The following is a 23,298-nucleotide window of genomic DNA, read 5'->3' on the forward strand; positions in this document are numbered from 1 at the left end:
GATATATAACCAATAATTTCCTATACATTGAATCTGGAGATGAAACATGGAAAACAACCAACAAAATAAGAAACTGAATCGTTACTCAATCCGTAAGTTTAAAACTGGTGTAGGGTCCCTAATCATAGGTACTTTAATCTTTCTAAGTGGTTCACTTGTTGTACAAGCTGATGAAGTGACTGCTGATAATAACACACTTGAAACTACGGAAGATACGAATTTAGAAACTACTGAACTCACCTCAACTAATCAAACTGATGAAGCACTTACCTCTATAGAAGAAAACAATGCTACACCCCTTACTTCTGAAGATGTTACCCCACAAGAACAAGAAACAACAGAAGATGCCGTATCTAATTCCACTACTCAAACCGAACAAGCAGTTATACCTACAGAAGAAATTGAAAGTCAAGATTCTGTAGAAGAAGCAGTGACTACACAAGAAACAAATAATGTAGAAGTTAATGAAGCAGATTCAATTACAGAAACAGAAGAAGTACCCACTGGGGAAACACCGTCTATAGACCAGACTGTCAGTGAGCAAGAAGTAAATATCGAAGAACCTCAAAATACAGAAGAAATAAATGATAGTCCTGAAGAGATTGTTACTGATGATAGTATAAGTGAAGATCCAGAGGAATCATTGTCTTATATTGATGAAAACTATCCCGAAACTGGTTCAACTTCTAGCCCTGTAAACAAAATTATTCGAGTAGGTACTAAAGTTGTAGAGCCAACTGACCCTTCAGAACCAACCGATCCGACGGATCCGACCGAACCAACGGAGCCAACAGATCCGACAGATCCAAAGGAGCCGACTGAGCCTGCAGAATCAATTGAACACATAGATTCAATAGAACAGACAGTAGAAACAAAACAGTCAAGTTCTTCAAACTCAAAAAATATCTCTACATTCGAATATGTAAATCAACAAGTTGATGCTTCAAACCTAGAAGTACAGAAGTTTAAAACAGAAAAAGTATCCAGTCAGCCTAATATCGATAAGGATATGACATTTAAGACTAGTCAAGAAAAATTACCAGACACTGGTGAATCACAAAATGCATTGCTTCCAACATTTGCACTTGTACTTTCATTACTAGGCTCAATTCTTCTGTTTTCTAGACGTAAAAAATCTAACAAAAATTCGTAATATCATCTTAAATTAAGCTATATTTCTAAAATTTTTAAGAGCAAGTAGTTTCTAATCATTAATTGATTAAGAAATTGCTTGCTCTTTTCCTTTTTAGGGTATTAAACATTGTATAATGTGTTAACATTTATCAAGCATATTTTAATAATAAGTAAGTTTGAAGCGCTCATTTTTACCCAAATACACATTTAAATTTTACGATTATAATATAATCAGAGTAATATAGTATATTAATGAACGAGAATCAGATAAGGATGATTTTATGAAACCTAGGATTATAATTCTGCTAAACTCCATAGATATTAATAGAGGTGGCCTCACGCATGCATCATTAAGACAGGCGAGTACTTTTGCAGATGCTGGATATGATACACAGATACTAACTTTCAACTATGAACCGCGCTTTCCTATCATCTGTAAAAAACTCAAAGAGATGGGCAAAGTAAGTAATAATGTCGTCATACGTAATATGTTTGAGGAAAAGGCACTATACGGAAATAAAGATAAAATCAATATACGCAAAGTTAAAGTGAAATTATCTGATTACGAAAAACACTATGCCATATCTCAGAGAAAAAATCATAATGCTTATAGACTTTATAATAATGGTCTATATGAAAAGTATATCGCTCTACGTAAGGATGATACTCTAGATTTCATAGACTACTTTAATGAAAATCGCTATAGAGTGAAACGAGAAAATTACAACTACTATGGTCATGTGAGTAGGGTACAGTATTTCAGCTTTGAAGAAAACAAGGTAAGACAACAATTGTTTTTCGATAAAACAGGAAAAGCATTCTTGAATTTTTGGAAAGAACCTTCCACTGGAAAAGTCAGCCGGGTCATCCATTTAGGTTCAAATAATAATATAATCAGTGAGACTACTGGAGATACCATACCTCATAAAATTCACTGGCTAAAAAGTGTATTGAACCAATCAAATGAAAGAATAATGGCAATCTCAGATACACGTAGCACGGATGAATTACTTGTTAAACTAAAGCATCCAAATACAGTAAGATCACTCCGCATGCACAGCAATCACCTTAAAAATCCAGATAATCCTGATTCTGAGTTAAATAAACGAAATGGCTATGCAATAGAAAATATAAAAAATGTCGATGCATTGATTGTGCTGACAGACAAACAGAAGCATGATATCGTTAACCGTTTTGGACTTGAGAATAAAGTTCATGTCATTCCAAATTATTATGACGCGAAAGCACCTAAGCCAAAAGGGTTAAAATCCATTTTTATTAATGAGAATCAAGACAGCGCTCAAATTAAAAGAGATATGTCTAAAGTCGTTATTGTATCAAGGTTTGCAAGCATTAAAAATATAGACCATACCATCCAAGCATTTAAAAAAGTGGTCACAGAAGTTCCAGAAGCTAAATTAGAAATATGGGGCTCTGGAGATCAAAAAGAAGAATATGCAGACTTGATAGAATCACTCGACCTCAGTGGTAACGTATTGATTAAGGGTTATACTGAGCACCCTGAAAAAATATACCAAAGCGGTGGTTTGTCAGTCCTAACCTCCAACGCTGAAGGATTTTCCCTTGCAGTCATGGAGAGCATGGCAAATCGCACGCCAGTTGTGAGTTATAATATTAGATATGGACCATCTGATATGATTGAAGATGGGGTAAATGGATTCCTCATAGACAAAAATGATATAGATGCTTTATCAGAAAAAATGATACAGATGTTGAAAAACCCTGATAAAACAAGAAATATGGGTAAGGAAGCAAAAAACACAATTCAAACAAAATTTAGCAAGGAAATCTATCAGAAACTATGGTTTTCTCTAACAGACACGCTACTTGAAGTATTAGAAAGGAACAATCACAATGAATAACCTAATTTCTGTTATCACTCCAGCAGAAAATAATGAAAAATATATTAATACAGCTTTAGAGTCACTAAGAAACCAGAAATACACAAATTTCGAGGTACTCGTCCTACACTCAGATATAGAGGCATTAAAAAGTATCGTCAATGATGAATACTTAAATGATGACAGGTATCGATTTATTAATACGCCAGCAGATATTTATGTCGGTGCCACACGAAATATCGGAATTGAACAAGCAAAAGGTGCCTACCTGTATTTCCTAGATAGCGACGATTATATCGCCGAGAACATGTTGCAACTACTACATGAAAGCATCGGAGAATTCCCGATGATTCGTGGAAGAATGAAAACGACGGATTTCAGCACAAGTTCCGTCATTATACTACCCGGTACAAATAAAATTAAAATGTATTCAAATAGAAGGTACAATCTACTTAGATCAGAATCTGCAATCAACTATCTGATTTCAAAGAACTTCATCGATAAAATGAATTTAAGATTTTCCGAACAATTTAAAACTTATTCAGATCTCACGTTCATGGTTCCATTAATGGAAGAAATTGATATAGTGCCTTACGCCGAGGAAGCAATCTATTTCAGAAGAAGAGGGAATGACCCAATTAACAACCCGACACTTAGACAGTCTTCTCTCGAACAGCTCACACCCGATCTCTTTGGCGTCTACAATCAGCTGAGATCAGACAATATGAGTGAAGAAGGAAGAAAATATCTAGATGACAAACTCCTTAACTTCTATAGAAAACGTTTGGTGAGTGAATTCAGAGATGATACCACGATTGATTACTATTTTTCTAGCTTAGTAGAAAGTATAAATAAAATTGATCCAGATCGACTGAAAAACAAGGATTTCATACTAAAGAATGATGTGAAGGTTATAAAATCTAACAACAAACGTCGCTTCCGAAAACTTAGTAATTTCAACCATTTTCTTAGAGATATTAAAAATGGCATTACTTCAAGAAGAGGTAGAAAAGATCTAATTTATAAACGTGTATTCAATTATATGAAGCTTAAGGATAATCTCGTTGTTTTTGAAAGTTTCCAAGGGAAATCTTATTCCGATAGTCCTAAATATATTTATGAATACATGCTTAAAAATAAGAGTAACTACAATTACGTATGGGTGATGAATAACTCGAACAAGATTCCTGGTAATCCTAAAACTGTTAAACGGAACACACTCAGATATTACTACTATATTGCCAGAGCCAAATATATCGTGAGTAATGTAAGAATGCCAAACAAATATATTAAAAGACCAGAGCAATCATATCTGCAAACTTGGCATGGTACACCGCTTAAAAGACTCGCCGGTGATATGGATAATGTTCATATGCCAGGTACTAATGCTGAACGGTATAAGAAAAACTTTAACCGTGAAACTGATAAATGGGACTACTTGATTGCGCCAAATCAGTATTCTGCTGATATCTTCAGAAGAGCATTTTGGTTCAACAACACTATGCTGCCAACTGGCTATCCAAGAAATGATATTTTAACGAACCAAAATGATGAAGATACGATCAATAGATTGAAACGAATAAACCATATACCAACTAATAAGAAAATTATTCTGTACGCACCAACATGGCGTGATGATGAATATTTCAAAGTTGGGAAATACAAATTCAATCTAAAACTCGACCTTCACAGAATGAAAGAACAATTTGGAGATGAGTATATCATTCTACTCAGAATGCATTATCTTGTTGCCTCCAACATGGATTTAACAGGTTTAGAAGACTTTGCATACGATGTTTCAAGTTACAGTGATGTGAGCGAATTATACTTGATGTCTGATATTCTCATCACTGACTATTCATCTGTATTCTTTGATTATGCGAATCTTAGACGTCCAATCTTATTCTTCACTTACGACATTGAAAAATATCAAGGACAGCTACGTGGTTTCTATATCGATATGGAGACTGAGCTTCCGGGTCCATTACTCATGGATAATAATGAGGTGATGGATGCCATTCAAAACATTGATGCAGTATGTGAGAAATACGAGGATCGCTACAACGAATTTTATGAACGATTCTGTAGCTGGGATGATGGAAGAGCATCAGAAAAAGTTGTTGATGCAATGTTTGAAAAGTGATTATAAAGAATGATTGAGCTTTGACCCGAATAATAGGCAGCTAAAGTGCTGCTTTTTATTCGGGTTTTTTATACCCTAGGAAACATCTTACTTATATTTATATAATTATTCTCATTTTTTTGCTTTTCGTAAACAAAAACAAGAAAACAATTATTGTGAAAACTTAGTATATAATTCATATTATGAACTTAACATTTTTCACCAAACTTAAAGGAGAGTTCTATTATGAAGAAAACTTTGTTGTTTTTATTTTTATCTATGATTGCTGTTGTATTAACGGCATGTGGAAGTGAAGAAACTAGAACATTTGAAATGGAAGAATCAGGGGTAAAGAGCACGCTCACTTACACTTACAGTGGGGATGAAGTAATCAGCCAAAAAAGTTAAAGTGTTGTTAATTATGAAGAATTAGGCATGGAGAAAGCAGATGTAGAAGAATTTATGAAACCTCTAGCTGAACAATATGAGGGTATAGATGGACTTGAATATAATATCGAGTACGGAGAAGAAGAAGCAGTTGAAATAATTGATTTCAACTATGATGAACTAGATTTTGAAAAAGCTAGAAAAGTAGATGGTTTTTATCTACAAGGTGACGCAGAACAAGGCGTTAGCATGAAGAAATCAGCTGAACTTATACAAGAACAAGGTTACACAGAAGTTGAAGAATAATTCATAAACATAAATAGATGGCTACCTAGCTTGCATGAGCAAGTTAGGTAGCCTTTTTCAATATTGAAGTGATTGATGTTTCTCTACATCTTTTTCCTGTATGATTAAAGAAACGAATTTTAATTTAGAAAGGAAGGAATTTGATGAACTACAAAAACAAATGGGATATGGAGAGTGTGTTTCCTGGTGGAAGTGCATCTGTTGATTTTCAAAACCGATTATCAGAAGTAAGAGATAGTATTACAGCTTTTTCTCACGAACTTGATAATTGGGAGCTAGACGAACATTCAAATGATTTTGCGTCACTTAAGGGGATCTTACAACACTACGAAAAAATTTCAAACGCACTTGGTGAGATGGGGAGCTTTTCGAATGGTTTAGTATCTGCAGATGTTACCGATCAAAAAGCAATGCAGAATTTAAATGCAGTTCATAACTTAGTTAAGGACCTCTCATCACAGAATATTATATTAAATAAAAAAATCAGTGCGCTGACTGAGGACCAATTTGCAAAGATGTTAGAAGATGATTTCTTTAAAGCAATGCGTTTCCCGTTAGAAGAAAAACGACAAAAAGAAAAGGACTTACTATCAACAGAAGAAGAAACAATCATCAATCACTTATCATTAGACGGCTTACAGGGTTGGGGTAATATGTACAATCAACTCGTTGCTTCTATTCAAATTCCAGTAATTGAAGATAATGAAACCGTTTATTATTCAGCCAGTCAATTTGAAAACAAGATGAAGTCAGAAGAGAATCCAAAAAATCGTGAAAAACTTTTAAAAACTTGGGAAGATACATGGGAAGAGAAAGCTGATTTATTCTCTACAACGCTCAATCATTTATCAGGATTCCGTTTAAACGACTATGAACTTCACGACTATAAAGATTATATGAAAGTACCACTAGACTACAACCGTATGGAAGAAGAAACACTCGATACGATGTGGGATACTATTACAAAAAATAAAGAACCTTTCAAAAAGTACTTTGAACGAAAAGCGCAACTAATTGGTGTTGATCAATTAGGGTGGCTTGATGTTTCAGCAAGTGTTGATGTGGGTGATTATACAAACAAGCAGTATACGTACAATGAAGCAGCAGAATTTATTATCGATAACTTTAATTCATTCAGTCCAAAAATGTCAGAGATGGCACGTCGAGCTTTTGAAGAGCAATGGATTGAAGCGGAAGATCGTCCAGGAAAACGCCCAGGCGGATACTGTTCAAACCTTCCTGAATCTAAACAGTCACGTATTTTTATGACATTTGCGGGAAGCACTAGCAATGTGTCAACACTCGCACATGAACTCGGACACGCATTCCATAGCTATGTCTTACGTGATTTACCATTATTCAACCAACGTTATGCAATGAATGTTGCAGAAACAGCTTCTACATTTGCAGAACTTATCGTTTCAAACGCAACGATTGAAAATGCAACTTCAAATGCAGAAAAAATCAACTTATTGGATGAAAAAATTGCTAGAAGTGCGACTCTTATGATGAATATCCATGCACGCTATATCTTTGAACGCAATTTCTATGATGAACGCCAACAAGGCACTGTAGACAGCAACAGACTGAAAGAACTGATGAAAGAAGCACAAAAAGAAGCCTATCAAGAGGCACTTTCTTCATACCATCCAATGTTCTGGGCAACAAAGTTACATTTCCATATTACAGGTGTCCCATTCTATAACTTCCCCTATACATTTGGATACTTCTTTAGCTTAGGTATATATAACCGTTTCTTAGAAGACGAAACGTTAAGTGAAGATGACTATATTGCACTACTTCGCGATACTGCCAGCATGACTACAGAAGACCTAGCTGAGAAACACTTAAATGTTGACCTAAGAAAACCAGACTTCTGGCAAAAAGCACTGGATTCAGTGCATAAAGATATTGAAGAATTTTTAGAGCTAACAGAATCATATGTTTAATATATAAATAAGCCGTACCTTAGTATTTCAGGAGGAATCCCTAGAAGTCTAAAGTACGGCCTTATTTTATATTTGAATCTATTATTATTTATTGAGAGAAAACGACCCTTGCAGAAGTTTCATTGAAGGTAGGATTCCCATAATATGTTTCAAATAGCTGATCGATATTATAGATTACTCCAATTTGTCTTAGCTCTTCATAAGTCAAAGGAGCTTGTGTACCTGTCACAACAACCTCATTTGTGGCACTATCAACGATCATAAGTGCAGTCGCATTAGCCTTAGCTGGTAATACTTGATAAACTCTTTGTTGCTCTGTCATGCCAGGGAACATATTGTAATCTTGAGATTGTAACACTAATTGACTTACCTCTTCAACAGTAGATGGTCCCGGTCCAGTAGGTTCAAATGAACCATTCAATAATTCACTAGCTGTCACACTAATATCACTCACAAATTCATCTTGTATCGCCATAGCAACAATGTCTGCATCAGTAAGACTTTCGTAAGCCTGTTGTTTTTCTAATGCTGCAGTATCTTCTTCTTGGTTATCTTCTGTTCCATTTTCACTAGATGTCTCTTCGTTCTCTTCAGTACTTGCTCCATCTGTTTCATCTGAAGCTTCTTCACTTTCAGCATCCTCACTTGCTTCCTCATCCGTGTTTTCATCAAATGTAGCTTCACTTTCTTGTTCAGAGCCATCACTCTCTTCAGTACTGGACTCATCCGATGCTTCTTCACTTTCAGCATCTTCACTTGCTTCCTCATCTGTGCTTTCCTCAGTTGTAGCTTCACTTTCTTGTTCAGAGCCATTATTCTCTTCAGCGTTTGACACATCTGATTCTTCTGCTGGCTGACTACAAGCTGAAAGTGCAAGTACTAAAACAAAAATCAATACCAACAATCGTTTCATAATTACCCTCCTCGGTTTTCAAGATGATTTTGTGAATGCAAGTTCATATTCAATTTTTTACTTCATAAATGTCCTTGCATCACTACATCTATTATCTCTATTCCTTAAAATTAAATCCATATATTTTCCATAAATGTTAGATATTATTAATAAAAGTCGGATTACTTTTTAAATATCTCCAGTTTTCACTTTCATATACATCTCTTTAAACATCTCTTTACTGAAAATCACCGGCACTGGATAATTTGGATTCGCTTCATCAAATGCGTAGCCGGCCATTTCATCGATATCAGACTCTTTGATATTAGGGATATGGTCACTGATACCGAGATCGTTATTCATGTCCAGAATACTGTCGATAAATTTCTCTGCTTTTACCTTGTCAGTATCACCCGGGACAGTCACACCTGCACAATCAGCAAGTTTTGCCAGATCCTCATGGACGGTAGTTCCATATTCCTTCAATTTATAACTCAGAATTTGTTATAATTTGAATTAATCTAAGAGATTGATATTATAACATCAAAAGGAATAAAATATTTACCTCCGGGGATTTCTTTGGGAAACCCTTTAAGTTTATAAAAATCAAATGTTTATGATGCGCGTGCAATTCCATTGACTCCTGATAAATTGAACCGATTACAGCAACTACATAGCAACTCTTCCCTGGTACGGGGAAAATACTATATGAAATGAGTTTTAAATATGCCCGATCATCATCTATTAATCGATAACCTTACCTCAGTATGGTGGATAGTGCTGATGGCAGCACTCGCACCGATATTTGCACTCATCTCGCGTAAATATGTGCCTGATGTGGTGTGGCTGCTTGCATTCGGAGTCATCATCGGTCCCAACATGCTCGGGCTAGCTGAGCAGACTGAGGCCGTGGCGTTTCTTCGTGAACTCGGTATGGGTTTTCTGTTTTTGCTGGCAGGTTTTGAAGTCAGCACCTCCGATATGCGTGCGCGCCAAGGTAAGCATGCCGCCCTCACATGGATAATTTGCGCCGTATTGGGCGTTGGTGCCGGTCTTTTACTTACCGATTTTGATATCCGTGTAGCTATAGTGCTCGCTATCGCTTCCACTTCAACGGCTTTGGGAACATTATTACCTATTCTGAAGGACTCAGGCGGGATGGATACCCCACTGGGCAGGGCGGCGATGACGCACGGCGCATACGGAGAGCTGCTGCCAATCGTGGCCATGTCATTGTTGCTTTCCGCATTTGCACCGTGGCAGGCCTCCTTGGTCCTGATTTTCTTCGCCATGATTGCTGTTTTCGTAGTCGGCATTCCAATACGATTCATTCGAAAGGTCCCACTGCTTGGAAAAGCTGTTGTATCGGCATCCAATACAACAATGCAAACGACGCTGAGGATGACTGTCTTTGCATTGGTTACTCTAATGTTAGTCACAGCAATATTTGAACTTGATATCGCCTTGGGCGCATTCTCTGCAGGGCTCCTGCTCAACGTTGTATTCCAGACTTTTGATCCGGAACACGGGGAGGAAATTGCACACAAAGTTGAGATTGTAGGATTTAGCTTCCTGATTCCGATTTTCTTTGTCACCAGCGGAATGGCAATTAACCTCGGTCAGGTACTCGGGGAATGGCAACTTCTGCTGGGATTCGTCGCATTGATTGCGATTGTTCGCGGTTTGGTGGTATTCCTTAGAGAACGTTGGAGCAACACATATTCGGGTATCGAATCATCGAGAGAACAGATTGCTTTAGGCTTATATTCCGCTACCGGACTGCCGATTATCGTAGCGGTAACACAAGTTGCTGCGTCTTCGGAGATCATTGATCAGGTAACAGCTGCTACTATGGTGACCGGCGGGGCAGTGACGGTGCTCATCTTCCCCCTTATCGCAAAACTCATTCTGACGAAGAGTAGCTGAATATGCATAATAAGTGGTGAGGGACGTAGTATTTGAGCACGTAGTTCTAGGGATTTTAGGCACTGAAAAGCGGAGATTGGTATCAATCTCCGCTTTTCTATTTCATTACAATTGTGATTTAATTTATCCCTTACACCCACTACTCGTGATAAGCTTCAAATCATCATAAATAATTTTAGGAAACACGCACTAACGATGATAAGCTTCAGCGTATCACTTTATGATGCGGTTTTCTCTTAACGTTCCACCGAAATTTGTAATAAATAGTTCCTTCTGATTACCGTATCTTCACCTAATTCAACACCCTATAGAAATAACTGATGCCTTTTTAATGCTTTGTCTATTATTTCTAAAACACCATAAAAAACTCATCTATTTGAGATAGTTCACACTATATTTATACAGGATATTCACTCAGTTTCTCAATCATTTCTTGATATAAAGCATTGGCTTCTTCTTTTCGAGAGATGCCATGAACATTCATTCTGCCATCTTTAAATAAGGTCAGCTTATATTTTTTATAAGTCAATAACTTAACAAACGCACTTGCCCTGATAATTTTACCGGGCAGCTCCTGATTGAAAACCGATTCGTCGAACCTGAGTGTATATACACTTCCGCAATTAGATTGTACAGTGGCCAGCATATTTTTATTCAACTGTTCATATATCCGATTCTTACAGACTACACAGTCTTCATTCTTTAATTCATCTATATTTATCGTTTGAAAGCCGATTTTAAAAGTATCTACAGTAATGAGCTGCTTGGAAAAACCTTTTCCTGATAAATAACGAATGACTTCAGAAACTTCCATACTGGCAATGAGGGAAATTACAGGAGGAAGCACACCGTTGATTGCACAGCTTTCCCCTGTCGATGGCAGAGTCTCCATCAAACACTTTAAACAAGGTCCTTTAAAATCAATCCCGTACACACTTCCCTTACTGCCTACAGCAGCACCATATACCCAGGGGATATCAAGCTTATGACAGGCTTCATTAATCAGAAATCGAATTTCAAAATGATCCATACTGTCAATTACAATATCCGGCTGATACTTTCTTAAGATTGCGGAGATGTTACTGGAATTTATTTCTGCATTGATCGGTACAATCTCAACATTACGGTTTATCTGACACAATTTTTCTTTGGCAGCATTAACTTTCAGCGTCATATCTTCTGCATCTTTTTCAGTATATAAAGCCTGACGATGCAGGTTGGTCATTTCAACAATATCCATATCAATGATGATGAGTTTACCTGCACCCATACGCACAAGCATTTCAGAAACGTGTGTTCCAAGTGCACCGGCGCCCATCACCATTAGTGTGGCTGACATCAGATTTTTTTGACTATTCTCTCCAAATTCATTAAACTTCATTTGTCTGTCGTATCTCTCCATTAAAGAAACTCCAGTCCTTCAGCAGGACTTGAGGCCTGTGCAGAATACCTAACCGGAATACGTCCTGCATCATAACCCAGTACCCCTGCATCAATTGAAAGCTTCATCGCTTCTGCCATTTTAACCGGATCTTTGGCATTCGATACAGCGGTGTTTAATAATACCGCATCTGCACCCAGCTCCATAGCATAGCACGCATCTTTGGGTGAACCGATTCCTGCATCCACAATAACAGGGATGCTGGATTGTTCTACAATATATCTTAAATTCAATGGATTATTAATACCGCGTCCCGTACCTATAGGAGAAGCGAGCGGCATGATTGCATGAACACCAAGTCTTTCGAGTCTTTTTGCAAGCACGACATCGTTTGAAATATATGGACAGACTGTATAACCTTTGTCCAGCAGTATTTGACACGCTTCGTATGTCGCAATTGGGTCAGGCAGTAATGTCTTATCATCACCAATAATCTCAACTTTAATCATGTCACAGACACCCGCATGTCTTGCGATTTCTGCGATGCGTACAGTTTCTTCCACTGTTTTCGCCCCTGCTGTATTCGGAAATGTCGTGTATTTTCTTAAATCAATATTTGCCAGCGGGTTGGGCAGGTCTTTATCAAATAAGTTCATACGTCTGACAGCGAAAGTCAGCACTTCTGTACCTGACGCTTCAATTGCAGCGGCCTGTATTTTCTCATCTGAGAACTTTCCAGTACCTAAAAATAGCCTTGAGTTAAATTTTAAATCTCCAATTTCTAACATATTATCCGCCTCCTACAAATTCTAATAATTCAAGTCGATCATTATTTTTCACTTCTTGTTGTTTAAATACACTTTTTTTTATCAATTCCCCATTGTGTTCCACTACAATACGATTATCATCTACATCCAGGTGGTCCAGCAGGGTAGCTATGGTAATATCCGTTTCAAAATAATGGAGTTCTCCGTTAACGGTGCACTGCATATTGTTTCATCCTTTCAAGTGATAGATTTTTAAGTACTGCGACAGCTGGGAAGTGTATTAACCACTTTATAATGTCTAAGCTATGGAGCATTTGCTTACATCAAATTTAATATTTGACCTTTTTCTTTTAACCTGGTGATTTGATTGGGTGAAGCATCCATAAATGCAGAAATTGCCGAGATACCACTGAATCCTGTCGGTAATTGATTGATAGTTGTTAAATTGATACCGCCAAGTGCTATCACAGGAATATCATAAGACAGTGCATCACGTACTTCTTGATGTGTACGCGGTGGCAAAAATTTCTTTGAACTCGATTCAAATATATGGCCGTATAATACAAAGTCGAGATGATTGTCCTGTGCTTTCTTGACAGATTCAGGTGAATGAGCAGACATGCTGACTGAAATATCCGGATGTTCTTTTTTATACGTTAATGCAGTTGGATCGTTTTCTCTAAAGTGGATGGCAGTTAAACGAAAAGATTCCAGCAATTTAGTCGAAGTATGAATGATGATTTTTTCTTTAGGGAAACCTGATTGAATAAGCTGACAAAGGAAAGATGATAACTCGTTGTCGGACATGGGTGTACGAAGTAAAAGATAATCGATACAGGATGAAATCGTATTGAAATGAACAATGTCCTTGGAAATTAATATCTTAAAATGTGTAATTGCAATAAGCATTATGTCACCCCTTAATATAAAAAAGCGCTGTTTTTCTATATAGAAAAACAGCGCAAGTATGCATCAACACATATTACTTTCGCCACTTTCCTACGCCAGTATGAACTGTATCAGGTTCCCGGAATCCCAAAGTCTACACTTTAATCTCAGCCTTTTTCAAAGACACTTCCAGTGGTCTTAACTATTTAATTTTCCAATCAATAACTTCAAGTTACTCTAAAAAGTTAAATATTGCAAATAAAATTATATTTTAATTATACTGATAACTATCTTTTAACATTTACTCAATCATATAGGAACTAGATAGCAGTACAGTTACAGAATTGAATTTGAATTGTGTTTGTTCCAATTCACATAATTTGTGATTTACTTGACGTATCTTCGTAAAGTAATACAATGATGTTAAATAGAATAGATTCGCACTAGGGGCGTTTTTATAAACTGAGATGAGGGTAACCTCAGACCCTTTGAACCTGATCCAGTTAAAACTGGCGTAGGAAAGTGTTACATCGATACAGTTGTATATCTATGTCTTTGCGGGCATATAATTTACTCTCGGTACGTAACTTTCCTATGAAGGCTGCGTATTTTTTTATTCTAAAAAATTATAGGAGTGATTTATTTGACAAGGACAGTTTTAGTAACGGGAAGTGGAAGAGGACTTGGTAGCTATATCGTAAAAGCACTAAGTGAAAAAGGTTTTAATGTCATAATTAACTACAACAACAGTAAAGAAGAATCAGAGAAGTTAAAAAACGAAATTGGAGCACAAGCCATTGCGATTCAAGCGGACATTACAGACCGTGAAGCAGTTGAGCAGTTAGTTAAAAAGGAACTGAACATTTCGGACAGATTGATGTTGTTGTAAACAATGCACTCGTTAACTTTAAATTTGATCCAACCGCTCAAAAATCATTCAAAGATTTGACTTATAAAGATTACGAGCAACAGTTAGACGGGACACTAAAAGCTGCATTCAACGTATCACAAAGTGTAATACCACAGTTTTTAGAACGTAAAGACGGTGCAATTATTAGTATTGGAACTAATCTATATCAAAATCCTGTAGTACCATATCACGAGTACACCACTGCAAAAGCTGCTTTAATTGGGTTCACCAGAAACGTTGCAGCAGAACTTGGACAGTATGGTATCCGAGCAAATGTTGTTTCTGGCGGTTTACTGAAAACAACAGACGCAAGTGCAGTCACAACACCAGAAGTATTTGATTTAATCGCACAGTCCACACCATTGAGAAAAGTAACAACCCCACAAGACGTTGCTAATATGGTTGTTTATCTTTGTTCTGAGGCAGCAGATGGGGTTACAGGGCAAAACATCACGGTAGACGGCGGACTTACTATGAACTAGGCGGTATATATTATGAATAATTCTAAACAGTTAAATATAGGAATTTTATTGTATGGTGTGGGTCACCATCAGGCAGCATGGTTAGAAGACGATTCGAGTGTCAATGAATTCACGACAATTGAATATTATGAAAATCTGGCAAAAATTGCAGAACGCGGAAAATTTGATGCCGTATTTTTCGCAGATTCACAAGCCTTCCCCGCAGATAGTCCAACAGAATTACCAGCGAGTTATTTTGACCCAATGATTGCATTAACTGCTATGAGTAAAGTCACAGATAACGTTGGACTTGTTTCAACTATTTCAGGTACATTTAATAACCCATTTACCACAGCAAGACAGTTACTCACATTGCAACACATAACAAAAGGACGCATGGGATGGAATCTAGTGACATCAATGACCGACCGCGAAGCACAAAACCACAGTATACCTGAATTGCCTGAGAGAGCCGTTCGTTATAAGAAAGCGGATGAATTTGCTGAAGTCATGAATAAATTATTTGAATCGTGGTCAATTGAAAGCTACAAGCCAGATAAAGAAAATAACACAATTACTAAAAATAAGAATATTCAGCCATTCAATCACAATGGTGAAAACTTCCAAGTTAAAGGTCCGCTAACTTTACCTTTAAGAAAAGAGGGTAAGCCAGTGGCTATGCAAGCCGGGGCTTCAAAAGAAGGTGTTGCACTGGCTGCGAAATATGCTGATGCTGTCTATTCAGTTTCTTGGAATTTAAGACAAGCAAATATTTATCGTGAAAAATTAAATCAAGCCATAAAAGAAAGCCGTCGTCCAGACAACTATATCAAAGTATTTCCGGGACTAGTGACTTACGTGGGTAAAACAAGAGAAGAAGCGCAAGAAAAGAAAGCAAAATTAGACAACCTACTTCCAATTGATACTGCACTTAATCAGCTCGAATTCTTTATTCAGCAAGATACAAAATCATGGAAACTCGACGAAAAAGTACCAAAATTGCCGCCAGTCGAAGAATTCAAAGGACCTGTTGGACGTTATCAAACTGTTTTAGAAATTATAGAAGACAGAAATCCCACAGTCAGAGAACTACTCGGTTATCTCAACGCTGGAGGTGGACATTTAACACTCATTGGCACGCCTGAAGAAATTGTCGATGAATTAGAAAGATGGATGAATGAAGGTGCCGCAGATGGATTTAACTTGATGCCTCCAACACTCCCAGGAAGTCTTGAAGACTTTGTCGACTTAGTCATTCCGGAAATGCAAAAACGCGGCATTTTTAGAAGAGATTATAACGGTGAAACGTTTAGAGAAATGCTGGAACTCGATAAGTATTAAGCTGAATGATTCATAGGTACATCTCAATTTTACGTTGTGTTTTCATATTGAGGCTGGGACATAAATATCTCCAGAAAAAATAATAACTTTTGAGAACTTATGTCCCCGATCCCCAAGTACGAAGGTTATAAGGGCTGAATTGCTTATTAATATCCCGGTAAGCGAGGATGAAGTCAAAACTCACAAAAAAAACATTAACAGCTGAGACTCAGGTTTTCGCTTATATAAATCATTTTTCTGCAGACAGAGAAAATTTAATTATTCATTCCAATGTCAAAAAAGAAATCAGGGTTCAGAAAGTGAATAATTATATAATAGTATATTTATTAATAGGTATATCTTTCGGCCATTTAGAAGTTTATTTTGTTAAAAACAAACAGATGAATAAATGGATTTACCAAGCCTTATTTTGATAGCTTCTACAGCCCTATCTATACCATTTAGTGTCACTCACTTTTGGTGCTAGTTTAATCCTATTTCAAGTTGTAGTACTTATGGGATTATATATAGAGGATTTGATAAATAAAAATAGAGAAAGTGATAAGATAAAATTTAAAGACTTATAATTTGAGAAATTTCATTGTGTCTTGATACTTAACTCACCATTCTAACAATTTAGGGCGGTGAGTATATAACAAGTTTTCTTGTCCTAATCAAATCTAGTTCCTGGATTACTTATGATACACTTCGGCTTATCATTTTTCGATGCGGACGTTTAACAATTTGATTGAATGTCACTTTGAGTTTTCAGAATAATCCTTCTAAATTAATGTAGTCTAACGACTTTAAATGTAATTTTCAAACCTTGGTATCTTCGTATATATACTACCAGCCCGTGTTATATTCAGTCATTCATTTCGATAAATCAACAGTATTTTCTAAACTCTTATATCCATCTTGATTTAGAATAGCTTCTTCATTTTCAAATAATTTTTCTACTGTAAGATCTTTATCCCAGTAGCCTTAGTTAGAACCAAAGAAGTTCTCAGCGACTCTTCCTGCTGCCACTTCGAAAATTTTACCATTATATTGATTATCTTTGTGAGATAACCACAAAACAGCATAAAATTTCATCTGGTCGTCATGAATATGGACGAACACGTGAAACGATTGGTCACTATGAACCGACCCAGAATGTTTTTCGCTAAAAAAGCAGCCCATCAGTCTATCTTTAACGACATCATCCTGGTTACAGCCTGGATGACGACGCTCGCAGCCATTTGGATTTCTTACGGTTACTGGCGAAGTAAACGTAAGGAGAGTAAATAACCATCTAAAAATTACAGCAAGGAACAGACACAGGTGATTAAAAACAGGGTTCAGTGTTCGAGATGATGATCTCAAACACTGAACCCTTTGTCTATCAATTAATGATATTGCTATTTTGATTGCATATAATTTTTATGCTTTGGCTGTTTCTTTACCATTTGTGATGAATGTCACTGCAAGCAGTATAATCACAGACACCGGCAGCCCGATGAAGATGGGATGCAAACCGAAAGGATGTCCTGCAATCTGCCAGAGGACGGCGATAATCAGTCCGCTCCACATGGAAGCAAGACCAGCAGCCGTCGTCACCTTTTTCCAGAACATGCCTAAGATTACCGGTGCAAACAAACCTGAGACTGTCATCGCCGTGCCGGTCACCATCAGATTGACAATTCCAGGAATGGTAAGTGCCAGCACAAGCGCAATGACGGATATAATCAATACCGACAACCTGCTCCATAACAGCATCATTTTATCACCGTGGTGTGAAAAGTTCGGTCTGATGATATCATTGACGAGCGAAGACGACCCTGCCAGAAGGAAAGAGTCCGCACTGGATATGACGGCTGCGAGCAGCAGGACAATCATAAAGACGACCAGCGGAAAAGGGAATACTTCACCTACGACTCCGTAATAGACGAGAACTGGATCAATATTTCCAAGCTCGAGGCCGTAGCGGCTGAGTACGCCGATGGCGACAGCAACCGCACCGATCGTTACCGCGACGATCATGGAAATAATATATCCGCTGCCTGCTATTTTTATACTGTCGGCTGCCCAGACCCGCTGCCAGAGATCCTGCCTGACAAATTGGAAGACTGCAAGCGTGAGAAGATAAATCATTATCTCACCCGGTGTAATATTCATCACGCTGAGCATATCGCCTTCACCGGCAGATGCGGCCCGGTCCGCAATCGAACCCCAGCCTCCTGCAGCTATCAATACTGATGCAAACAGCAGGACAACACCGAGCACAAGAATAATTCCATGGAAAGTATCCTGCCATATGACGGTCTTCAGTCCGCCGAAATAAGTTTTAAGCGTGAGCAGTACCCAGCCGATGATAATTCCAAGCGTAACATCCAGGTCGAGAGTCACGTTCAATATCGTCGCGATGGCGACAAACTGCATACCGGTCATCGCACAATATGAAAATAGTATACTGATGACTGTCGGTATGCGCGTCTTCTCACCATAACGCAGTGCGGTATAGTCACCGATTGTGACCATCTTATAAGTCTCTCCAAGACTTCGGACACGATTGAGGACAAACAATGCAAAAATGATGACGCACATAAACATAGTAATATGTATCCACTGCTGGCCCATCCCGAGGCTGTAACCATTCTCCATGTAGCCGAGCAAGGTCGATCCCCCGACGCCGGTGCCGATAAATGTCAGGATTAAAGGGAAGAATGAAACAGTTCTGCCGGCAACATTATAATCCTCATATGTTTTCGTCTTTCGGTTGATATACAGAGCCAGCAAAATCAATAATATGAAGTACACAAAAACAATGACTGATAAGATGATTCTCTCATTTTCATCAAACAAATAACCACTCTCTTCCTTAATTTTGAATTGTCATGGGTGTAATGAATTATGCTGCTAAAGCATCTTTTTAATAATATCATATCTTAACCTGAATCATCCATACTGCCACAGGAAACATTAAATGACTGAAAAGTTTAAGCAAGTAAGAACTCACTAAAATCATTCAAATTGAGACTGATGAATAACAATTTCTCAGGAGTACCAGTCCCTGATATGGTTTTACTTATGATATCACTCAATCTGATATATTAAATCTACAAATTTCTAAGAAGCTTGCGACTAGTTCGTCAATAGATGCATCACAACCATCTTCAATCCACTTCATTAAAATATTTAAAAATCCTCCTGTATTGTAATATAAAGCATATACCATATGAGTATCTTCTATTCGAAAATTAAACTTTTCTTTAACTTCTAAATGTATATCAGGTAATAACTGATTGAATTGAAGTAATAAGAATGGGGTTAAGTTATGTAGGTTAATTAATTTCAGAAACTCAATTTCTTCTAAACAAATTGAAAAGAATTCCCTAGATAAATATTTCATATTTAACTTATTTGCATACTTCAATCTATTTACATACTTTGTTTTTATTAAATTTATTCCGTAATTGAGAATATCTAGTTTTGAATTATAATTTCTGTAGAATGTTGTTCTATCTAGATCTGCGTTTTTTGTTATTTCAGAAATTGTTATTTTCTCAAAAGATTGATCTTTCATAAGTTCAATTAAACTTTCATAAAGCCATAGCTGAGAGTTTTTAACTGATGGATTGTTAGAATACTTTATTTTATTCATCTCCTAGCAACAAAAATCAAATTATGTTGAACTTCAAGGCAAAGTATTGAAATACAATTAATTTAAATATACTCTATAGTCAAAAGTTCAACAAGTGTTGCAGTTAGGAGTGGGAGAATGGGGAAGATTTTATCCAAAGGTACTATAAAAGTCGGTAGTTTAATGAACTTAAAGAATAGAATTAATTACTTTAAGGTAGCCCCTGACGGTATGGAGAATGTCATCCAACAGGAAAGATATGTAAATAAAATTAAGTTAGATAGAAAATTTATACCATTAGTAAAACTGTATATTTCTCTTTTAAATGGTTGCTCATATTGTATTGAGATGCATTATAAAGAAGCTACTAAGAAGAAAATTGATCAGAATCGTATTGACTGTATTTTGAAACTAAATACGGATAATAAATTATTTAGTGAGAAAGAAAAAACACTTTTAAACTTTGCAAAAAAAGTAACTATAATTTCAGAAAATAGAATTTCTGATACAGAGTACCTAGATGTAAGAAAGTACTTGTCAGAAAAAGAATATATTGATTTTGTTTTGCTCATAAATCAAGTGAATACCTGGAATCGTATTTCGATTAGTTCAGGTAATACAGGCAAAGATATACCAACTGACTAAACTTAGTACTTATACAAATCTTTTTATTTATTATGATTGTTCAAGTAATGAATACTCACCTAAACTTTAAAAAATTACAGTGGATAATGTAGTCGAACAAGCAGAATTAATGGCTAATAAATTGTAAATATAAAAAAAGACCTAATATCAATCAGATATTAGGTCTATATTCATTAACCATAAATTATAATTAACACGCATCAACGGTGATAAGCTTCGGCGTATCGTTTTTCTATGCGGCCTTTTTGTAAATATTATTAATTTCTCACTTCATCCCTTCCTCAACTTATTATGGAAGATACAATCACTAGCAGTAGTTTATGTATTCAGTGAGTACATTAATTATTAAATAAGTCTAGAAACGAGACAAAATTAATAGGCATGTCCCCCTTTGAGCATTTCAGGAAACACACCTTAAAATCAGACTAAATCTAAAAGTTCACTTTTTGGTAGTGCATCACATTTTTTCGTGTTGCTTATCGCAATCTCAGATCGTCTCTTATTATTACACATACTCAGGTTATGGTATATTAAGATCTTCCCAGCCAAGTATGATATTATCTCTTTTTATTGTAGCTGTTTTCTTTATTTAAGGCATAATCGTTTAGTTATTTTTTGACGACTTTTTTGGATGAGCTTTTTTAACCAATAAGATGCAATACAAAAAGAATATCAAACAGTTTATATAACTATAAATTTTCTACAACTATCTTCTTCTCACTTTTTTCTACACGGTAATTTCTTATAGATACAATTAAAATGATAACTGCGGGAATAAAAGTAACAACATTTGTCAAGAATATCGCTAAATCACCTATTAATATTCCGTAAATAACCCATACAAGCACACCAGTCGTTGAAAGACTATACATAGGTATAGAGATATCCTGTGTTCTTTGGGTTTTAATAACTTTAAATGCTTGTGGGATAAATGCAGAGCTAGTTAAAACGCCCGCTAGTATACCCAAAAGTGTAATTGACATTTTTCCTCTCCTTTTTATTTTTATAATTATTCTATAATAAGATAATACAAATAAATATTTTAGTAAAGTTTTTACTATAAAAATCATAAATATATAGTTTTTTTACATTATATTGTTATTTTTCTATTTAAATTTATCTATTAACCGTTTAAATTGAGCTAAATTACTATTTAAAAATTTTATTTTACTAATTTTTTTACTTATTTTTACTTGAAGTTAACTATTGCTTAATAAAAGGATTTTATAATGACACTGTCACATAAGAGTGATAAAAATTTCAGGAGGAATAAAATGAATAAAAAAAGCAGTAATTTATTATTATTTAGTTCATTGATGTTAATGATTTTTGTTCTCGTAGCCTGTAGTAATGATTCATCAACTGATGAAGAAACGGCAAGTGGTGACGGGGCAGGCTCAGAAAGTGATTTATCAGCGGACCTACAATATTGGTCTAGCTATAATGAAAGTGAGCCACAAGCTAGAGTATTGCTTGATGCAGCAGATGCGTTTATGGAAGAAAACCCAGGTGTTTCAATAGAATTTACTTTCAATGGTAGAGACAACTCTGAATTATTACCAACAGCCATTCAAAGTGGAAGAGACATACATATGTATGATGCCAATGCAGTTAATATTATCAATCGCTTTTCAAACTCGAACATGAACTTAAATGAATTTTTTGAAGAGTCATATCCAACTACAGAAGATACACCTCTAAAGGATTACATTTCACAGCCAATGATCGATCTCGCTAGAGATTTAGGAGAAGACGAATTATTCTATGTACCTATGAATCCACAAGCTTTTGTATTCATGTATAACAAGTCAATTTTTGATGAGGCTGGTGTTAATGAAGTTCCACAAACATGGGAAGAGTTTGTTGCAGCCGGCGAAAAAATTATTGAAGCAGGATATACGCCTTTAACAACAGACCCTAATTACTCTACAGGGATTTTCGGGTATTACCTATCAAGTCTCAAGGGAGAAGATTGGGTATTCGATTTAGTTGAGGACGAAACTTATGAAATGTGGAGCGATCCAGCGGTTTTAGAAGCAGCCAAAGCTATTGAAGAATTAGCAGATAAAGGTTTCTATGCGGATAATGTTTCAACAGTACAATTCCCACAAGCTCAACAAGAATTTGTTATTGATGAAAATATAGCTATGTATCTTAATGGAACATGGATGCCTGGGGAGGTACAAGATACAGTGAGCGAAGACTTCGAGTGGGGGCAATTCCAATTCCCTACAGTTGAAGGCGGAGTTAATGATAATACACATACTGCGTATAGTTCATATGGTATAGGTGTAAATCAAGATAATACAAATGAAGAAGCTGAAGCAGCCTTCAATTTTGCTGTTTTTGTCAACACAGGTGAATGGGACCAACAAATGGTAGATCAAGCTAAAGCATTACCAATTGATACAAATAACGAAAACCCAGAAGCTTTAACAGATATGGCTGAGATTTTTGAAAATACAGAAGGTAACTATGTTTCTCAAACAGCAATCGCAACTAACTCAGATAATTCACAAATAATTCGCTCAGCTTTCATCAACTTAATTTCAGGAGAATCAACTGCTGAAGAATTTATTGCAGAAATCCAGGATTCAAATTAGTTAATATACTTTTTGAAAATCACACAAGGGGTTGCCTAGATCAGGCAATCCCTTGATTAAAATTGAAGGTGTTAAATTATGGTAATGAAGAAGAAAACGATATTCATGTTTTTAGCCCCAGCA

At 36.3% G+C, this 23,298-nt stretch carries 19 protein-coding genes, 2 pseudogenes and 2 riboswitches; of the genes and pseudogenes, 12 read left to right on the plus strand and 9 right to left on the minus strand.

Annotated elements, in window-relative coordinates; all coding sequences use genetic code 11:
- Positions 1 to 46 precede the first annotated feature (46 nt).
- The 6 genes and pseudogenes from JEM45_RS07345 (at position 47) to JEM45_RS07370 (ending at position 7,760) form a co-directional block, all read left to right on the plus strand.
- Positions 47 to 1,153, plus strand: coding sequence for a YSIRK-type signal peptide-containing protein (locus JEM45_RS07345; RefSeq protein WP_166626370.1), 1,107 nt, complete (start codon positions 47 to 49; stop codon positions 1,151 to 1,153).
- A 262-nt stretch (positions 1,154 to 1,415) separates the two neighbouring features.
- The gene (locus JEM45_RS07350) at positions 1,416 to 3,017 is read left to right on the plus strand and encodes a glycosyltransferase (RefSeq protein ID WP_198687193.1); all 1,602 of its coding nucleotides are present in this window, start codon (positions 1,416 to 1,418) and stop codon (positions 3,015 to 3,017) included.
- A complete protein-coding gene (locus tag JEM45_RS07355; RefSeq protein ID WP_198687194.1) occupies positions 3,010 to 5,139 on the plus strand; it encodes a bifunctional glycosyltransferase/CDP-glycerol:glycerophosphate glycerophosphotransferase in 2,130 nt (709 codons plus the stop codon). Before JEM45_RS07350 ends, JEM45_RS07355 begins: the two co-directional genes overlap by 8 nt.
- Before the next feature lie 225 nt (positions 5,140 to 5,364).
- A complete protein-coding gene (locus tag JEM45_RS07360) occupies positions 5,365 to 5,526 on the plus strand; it encodes a DUF1307 domain-containing protein (protein WP_198687195.1) in 162 nt (53 codons plus the stop codon).
- A 15-nt stretch (positions 5,527 to 5,541) separates the two neighbouring features.
- Positions 5,542 to 5,811 (plus strand): annotated as a pseudogene (locus JEM45_RS07365) (DUF1307 domain-containing protein); the annotation flags it as partial.
- Between the two features lie 143 nt (positions 5,812 to 5,954).
- Positions 5,955 to 7,760: a M3 family oligoendopeptidase gene (locus JEM45_RS07370; RefSeq protein ID WP_198687197.1), complete on the plus strand. Its 1,806-nt coding sequence runs from the start codon at positions 5,955 to 5,957 to the stop codon at positions 7,758 to 7,760.
- Between the two features lie 88 nt (positions 7,761 to 7,848).
- Here the strand turns inward: JEM45_RS07370 and JEM45_RS07375 are convergent, their stop codons facing one another.
- Both JEM45_RS07375 and JEM45_RS07380 read right to left on the minus strand, forming a co-directional pair.
- Positions 7,849 to 8,673 (minus strand): hypothetical protein, encoded by an 825-nt coding sequence (locus JEM45_RS07375; RefSeq protein WP_198687198.1) that lies wholly within the window; start codon positions 8,671 to 8,673, stop codon positions 7,849 to 7,851.
- A 168-nt stretch (positions 8,674 to 8,841) separates the two neighbouring features.
- Positions 8,842 to 9,138 (minus strand): dehydroquinate synthase/iron-containing alcohol dehydrogenase family protein, encoded by a 297-nt coding sequence (locus JEM45_RS07380; protein WP_198687199.1) that lies wholly within the window; start codon positions 9,136 to 9,138, stop codon positions 8,842 to 8,844.
- Between the two features lie 297 nt (positions 9,139 to 9,435).
- Here JEM45_RS07380 and JEM45_RS07385 point away from each other — a divergent pair, with 297 nt between their 5' ends.
- Positions 9,436 to 10,578, plus strand: coding sequence for a cation:proton antiporter (locus JEM45_RS07385; protein WP_198687200.1), 1,143 nt, complete (start codon positions 9,436 to 9,438; stop codon positions 10,576 to 10,578).
- 397 nt (positions 10,579 to 10,975) lie between these two features.
- Here JEM45_RS07385 and JEM45_RS07390 read toward each other — a convergent pair whose 3' ends face one another.
- The 4 genes from JEM45_RS07390 to JEM45_RS07405 all read right to left on the minus strand — a co-directional run bounded on the left by JEM45_RS07390 (position 10,976) and on the right by JEM45_RS07405 (position 13,635).
- On the minus strand, positions 10,976 to 11,980 hold the full coding sequence (locus JEM45_RS07390; protein WP_166626380.1) for a HesA/MoeB/ThiF family protein: 1,005 nt from the start codon (positions 11,978 to 11,980) through the stop codon (positions 10,976 to 10,978).
- Positions 11,980 to 12,747: a thiazole synthase gene (locus JEM45_RS07395; protein ID WP_115885531.1), complete on the minus strand. Its 768-nt coding sequence runs from the start codon at positions 12,745 to 12,747 to the stop codon at positions 11,980 to 11,982. The genes JEM45_RS07390 and JEM45_RS07395 overlap by 1 nt, the downstream gene beginning before the upstream one ends.
- Before the next feature lies 1 nt (position 12,748).
- Positions 12,749 to 12,949 carry a sulfur carrier protein ThiS gene (gene thiS, locus JEM45_RS07400; protein WP_198687201.1) on the minus strand — a complete coding sequence of 67 codons (201 nt, stop codon included), beginning with the start codon at positions 12,947 to 12,949 and terminating at the stop codon, positions 12,749 to 12,751.
- Positions 12,950 to 13,044: 95 nt separating this feature from the next.
- Positions 13,045 to 13,635 carry a thiamine phosphate synthase gene (locus tag JEM45_RS07405; protein WP_198687202.1) on the minus strand — a complete coding sequence of 197 codons (591 nt, stop codon included), beginning with the start codon at positions 13,633 to 13,635 and terminating at the stop codon, positions 13,045 to 13,047.
- Between the two features lie 70 nt (positions 13,636 to 13,705).
- Positions 13,706 to 13,815: riboswitch (TPP riboswitch) on the minus strand.
- A 234-nt stretch (positions 13,816 to 14,049) separates the two neighbouring features.
- Positions 14,050 to 14,152: riboswitch (TPP riboswitch) on the plus strand.
- Positions 14,153 to 14,257: 105 nt separating this feature from the next.
- On the opposite strand from JEM45_RS07405, the pseudogene JEM45_RS07410 reads away from it, so the two are divergent.
- The 3 genes and pseudogenes from JEM45_RS07410 to JEM45_RS07420 all read left to right on the plus strand — a co-directional run bounded on the left by JEM45_RS07410 (position 14,258) and on the right by JEM45_RS07420 (position 17,595).
- A pseudogene (locus JEM45_RS07410) lies at positions 14,258 to 15,006 on the plus strand (3-oxoacyl-ACP reductase).
- A gap of 12 nt (positions 15,007 to 15,018) precedes the next feature.
- Positions 15,019 to 16,326: an NtaA/DmoA family FMN-dependent monooxygenase gene (locus tag JEM45_RS07415; protein ID WP_198687203.1), complete on the plus strand. Its 1,308-nt coding sequence runs from the start codon at positions 15,019 to 15,021 to the stop codon at positions 16,324 to 16,326.
- A gap of 1,119 nt (positions 16,327 to 17,445) precedes the next feature.
- A complete protein-coding gene (locus JEM45_RS07420) occupies positions 17,446 to 17,595 on the plus strand; it encodes a hypothetical protein (protein ID WP_169515939.1) in 150 nt (49 codons plus the stop codon).
- Between the two features lie 132 nt (positions 17,596 to 17,727).
- Here JEM45_RS07420 and JEM45_RS07425 read toward each other — a convergent pair whose 3' ends face one another.
- Together JEM45_RS07425 and JEM45_RS07430 are read right to left on the minus strand one after the other, a co-directional pair.
- Positions 17,728 to 19,149 (minus strand): sodium:solute symporter family protein, encoded by a 1,422-nt coding sequence (locus JEM45_RS07425; RefSeq protein WP_198687204.1) that lies wholly within the window; start codon positions 19,147 to 19,149, stop codon positions 17,728 to 17,730.
- 235 nt (positions 19,150 to 19,384) lie between these two features.
- Positions 19,385 to 19,948, minus strand: coding sequence for a TetR family transcriptional regulator (locus JEM45_RS07430; protein ID WP_051220536.1), 564 nt, complete (start codon positions 19,946 to 19,948; stop codon positions 19,385 to 19,387).
- A 117-nt stretch (positions 19,949 to 20,065) separates the two neighbouring features.
- On the opposite strand from JEM45_RS07430, the gene JEM45_RS07435 reads away from it, so the two are divergent.
- Positions 20,066 to 20,572 carry a carboxymuconolactone decarboxylase family protein gene (locus tag JEM45_RS07435; protein WP_051220537.1) on the plus strand — a complete coding sequence of 169 codons (507 nt, stop codon included), beginning with the start codon at positions 20,066 to 20,068 and terminating at the stop codon, positions 20,570 to 20,572.
- Between the two features lie 689 nt (positions 20,573 to 21,261).
- On the opposite strand, the gene JEM45_RS07440 is transcribed toward JEM45_RS07435, so the two are convergent.
- Positions 21,262 to 21,555: a SemiSWEET family sugar transporter gene (locus JEM45_RS07440; protein WP_026867061.1), complete on the minus strand. Its 294-nt coding sequence runs from the start codon at positions 21,553 to 21,555 to the stop codon at positions 21,262 to 21,264.
- Between the two features lie 291 nt (positions 21,556 to 21,846).
- Here JEM45_RS07440 and JEM45_RS07445 point away from each other — a divergent pair, with 291 nt between their 5' ends.
- Positions 21,847 to 23,175: an ABC transporter substrate-binding protein gene (locus JEM45_RS07445; protein WP_051220538.1), complete on the plus strand. Its 1,329-nt coding sequence runs from the start codon at positions 21,847 to 21,849 to the stop codon at positions 23,173 to 23,175.
- Positions 23,176 to 23,298: the final 123 nt, after the last annotated feature.

The sequence above is a fragment of the Jeotgalicoccus sp. ATCC 8456 genome, assembly GCF_016313225.1.
In the GTDB taxonomy this organism is placed as follows: Bacteria; Bacillota; Bacilli; order Staphylococcales; family Salinicoccaceae; genus Jeotgalicoccus; species Jeotgalicoccus marinus.

Excerpts from the sequence above, each read along its gene's own strand:
- JEM45_RS07345 (WP_166626370.1), top strand. The coding sequence starts at position 47 with ATGGAAAACAACCAACAAAATAAGAAACTGAATCGTTACTCAATCCGT.
- JEM45_RS07350 (WP_198687193.1), top strand. The coding sequence starts at position 1,416 with ATGAAACCTAGGATTATAATTCTGCTAAACTCCATAGATATTAATAGA.
- JEM45_RS07355 (WP_198687194.1), top strand. The coding sequence starts at position 3,010 with ATGAATAACCTAATTTCTGTTATCACTCCAGCAGAAAATAATGAAAAA.
- JEM45_RS07360 (WP_198687195.1), top strand. The coding sequence starts at position 5,365 with ATGAAGAAAACTTTGTTGTTTTTATTTTTATCTATGATTGCTGTTGTA.
- JEM45_RS07370 (WP_198687197.1), top strand. The coding sequence starts at position 5,955 with ATGAACTACAAAAACAAATGGGATATGGAGAGTGTGTTTCCTGGTGGA.
- JEM45_RS07375 (WP_198687198.1), bottom strand. The coding sequence starts at position 8,673 with ATGAAACGATTGTTGGTATTGATTTTTGTTTTAGTACTTGCACTTTCA.
- JEM45_RS07385 (WP_198687200.1), top strand. The coding sequence starts at position 9,436 with ATGGCAGCACTCGCACCGATATTTGCACTCATCTCGCGTAAATATGTG.
- JEM45_RS07390 (WP_166626380.1), bottom strand. The coding sequence starts at position 11,980 with ATGGAGAGATACGACAGACAAATGAAGTTTAATGAATTTGGAGAGAAT.
- JEM45_RS07395 (WP_115885531.1), bottom strand. The coding sequence starts at position 12,747 with ATGTTAGAAATTGGAGATTTAAAATTTAACTCAAGGCTATTTTTAGGT.
- thiS (WP_198687201.1), bottom strand. The coding sequence starts at position 12,949 with ATGCAGTGCACCGTTAACGGAGAACTCCATTATTTTGAAACGGATATT.
- JEM45_RS07405 (WP_198687202.1), bottom strand. The coding sequence starts at position 13,635 with ATGCTTATTGCAATTACACATTTTAAGATATTAATTTCCAAGGACATT.
- JEM45_RS07415 (WP_198687203.1), top strand. The coding sequence starts at position 15,019 with ATGAATAATTCTAAACAGTTAAATATAGGAATTTTATTGTATGGTGTG.
- JEM45_RS07420 (WP_169515939.1), top strand. The coding sequence starts at position 17,446 with ATGAACCGACCCAGAATGTTTTTCGCTAAAAAAGCAGCCCATCAGTCT.
- JEM45_RS07430 (WP_051220536.1), bottom strand. The coding sequence starts at position 19,948 with ATGAATAAAATAAAGTATTCTAACAATCCATCAGTTAAAAACTCTCAG.
- JEM45_RS07435 (WP_051220537.1), top strand. The coding sequence starts at position 20,066 with ATGGGGAAGATTTTATCCAAAGGTACTATAAAAGTCGGTAGTTTAATG.
- JEM45_RS07440 (WP_026867061.1), bottom strand. The coding sequence starts at position 21,555 with ATGTCAATTACACTTTTGGGTATACTAGCGGGCGTTTTAACTAGCTCT.
- JEM45_RS07445 (WP_051220538.1), top strand. The coding sequence starts at position 21,847 with ATGAATAAAAAAAGCAGTAATTTATTATTATTTAGTTCATTGATGTTA.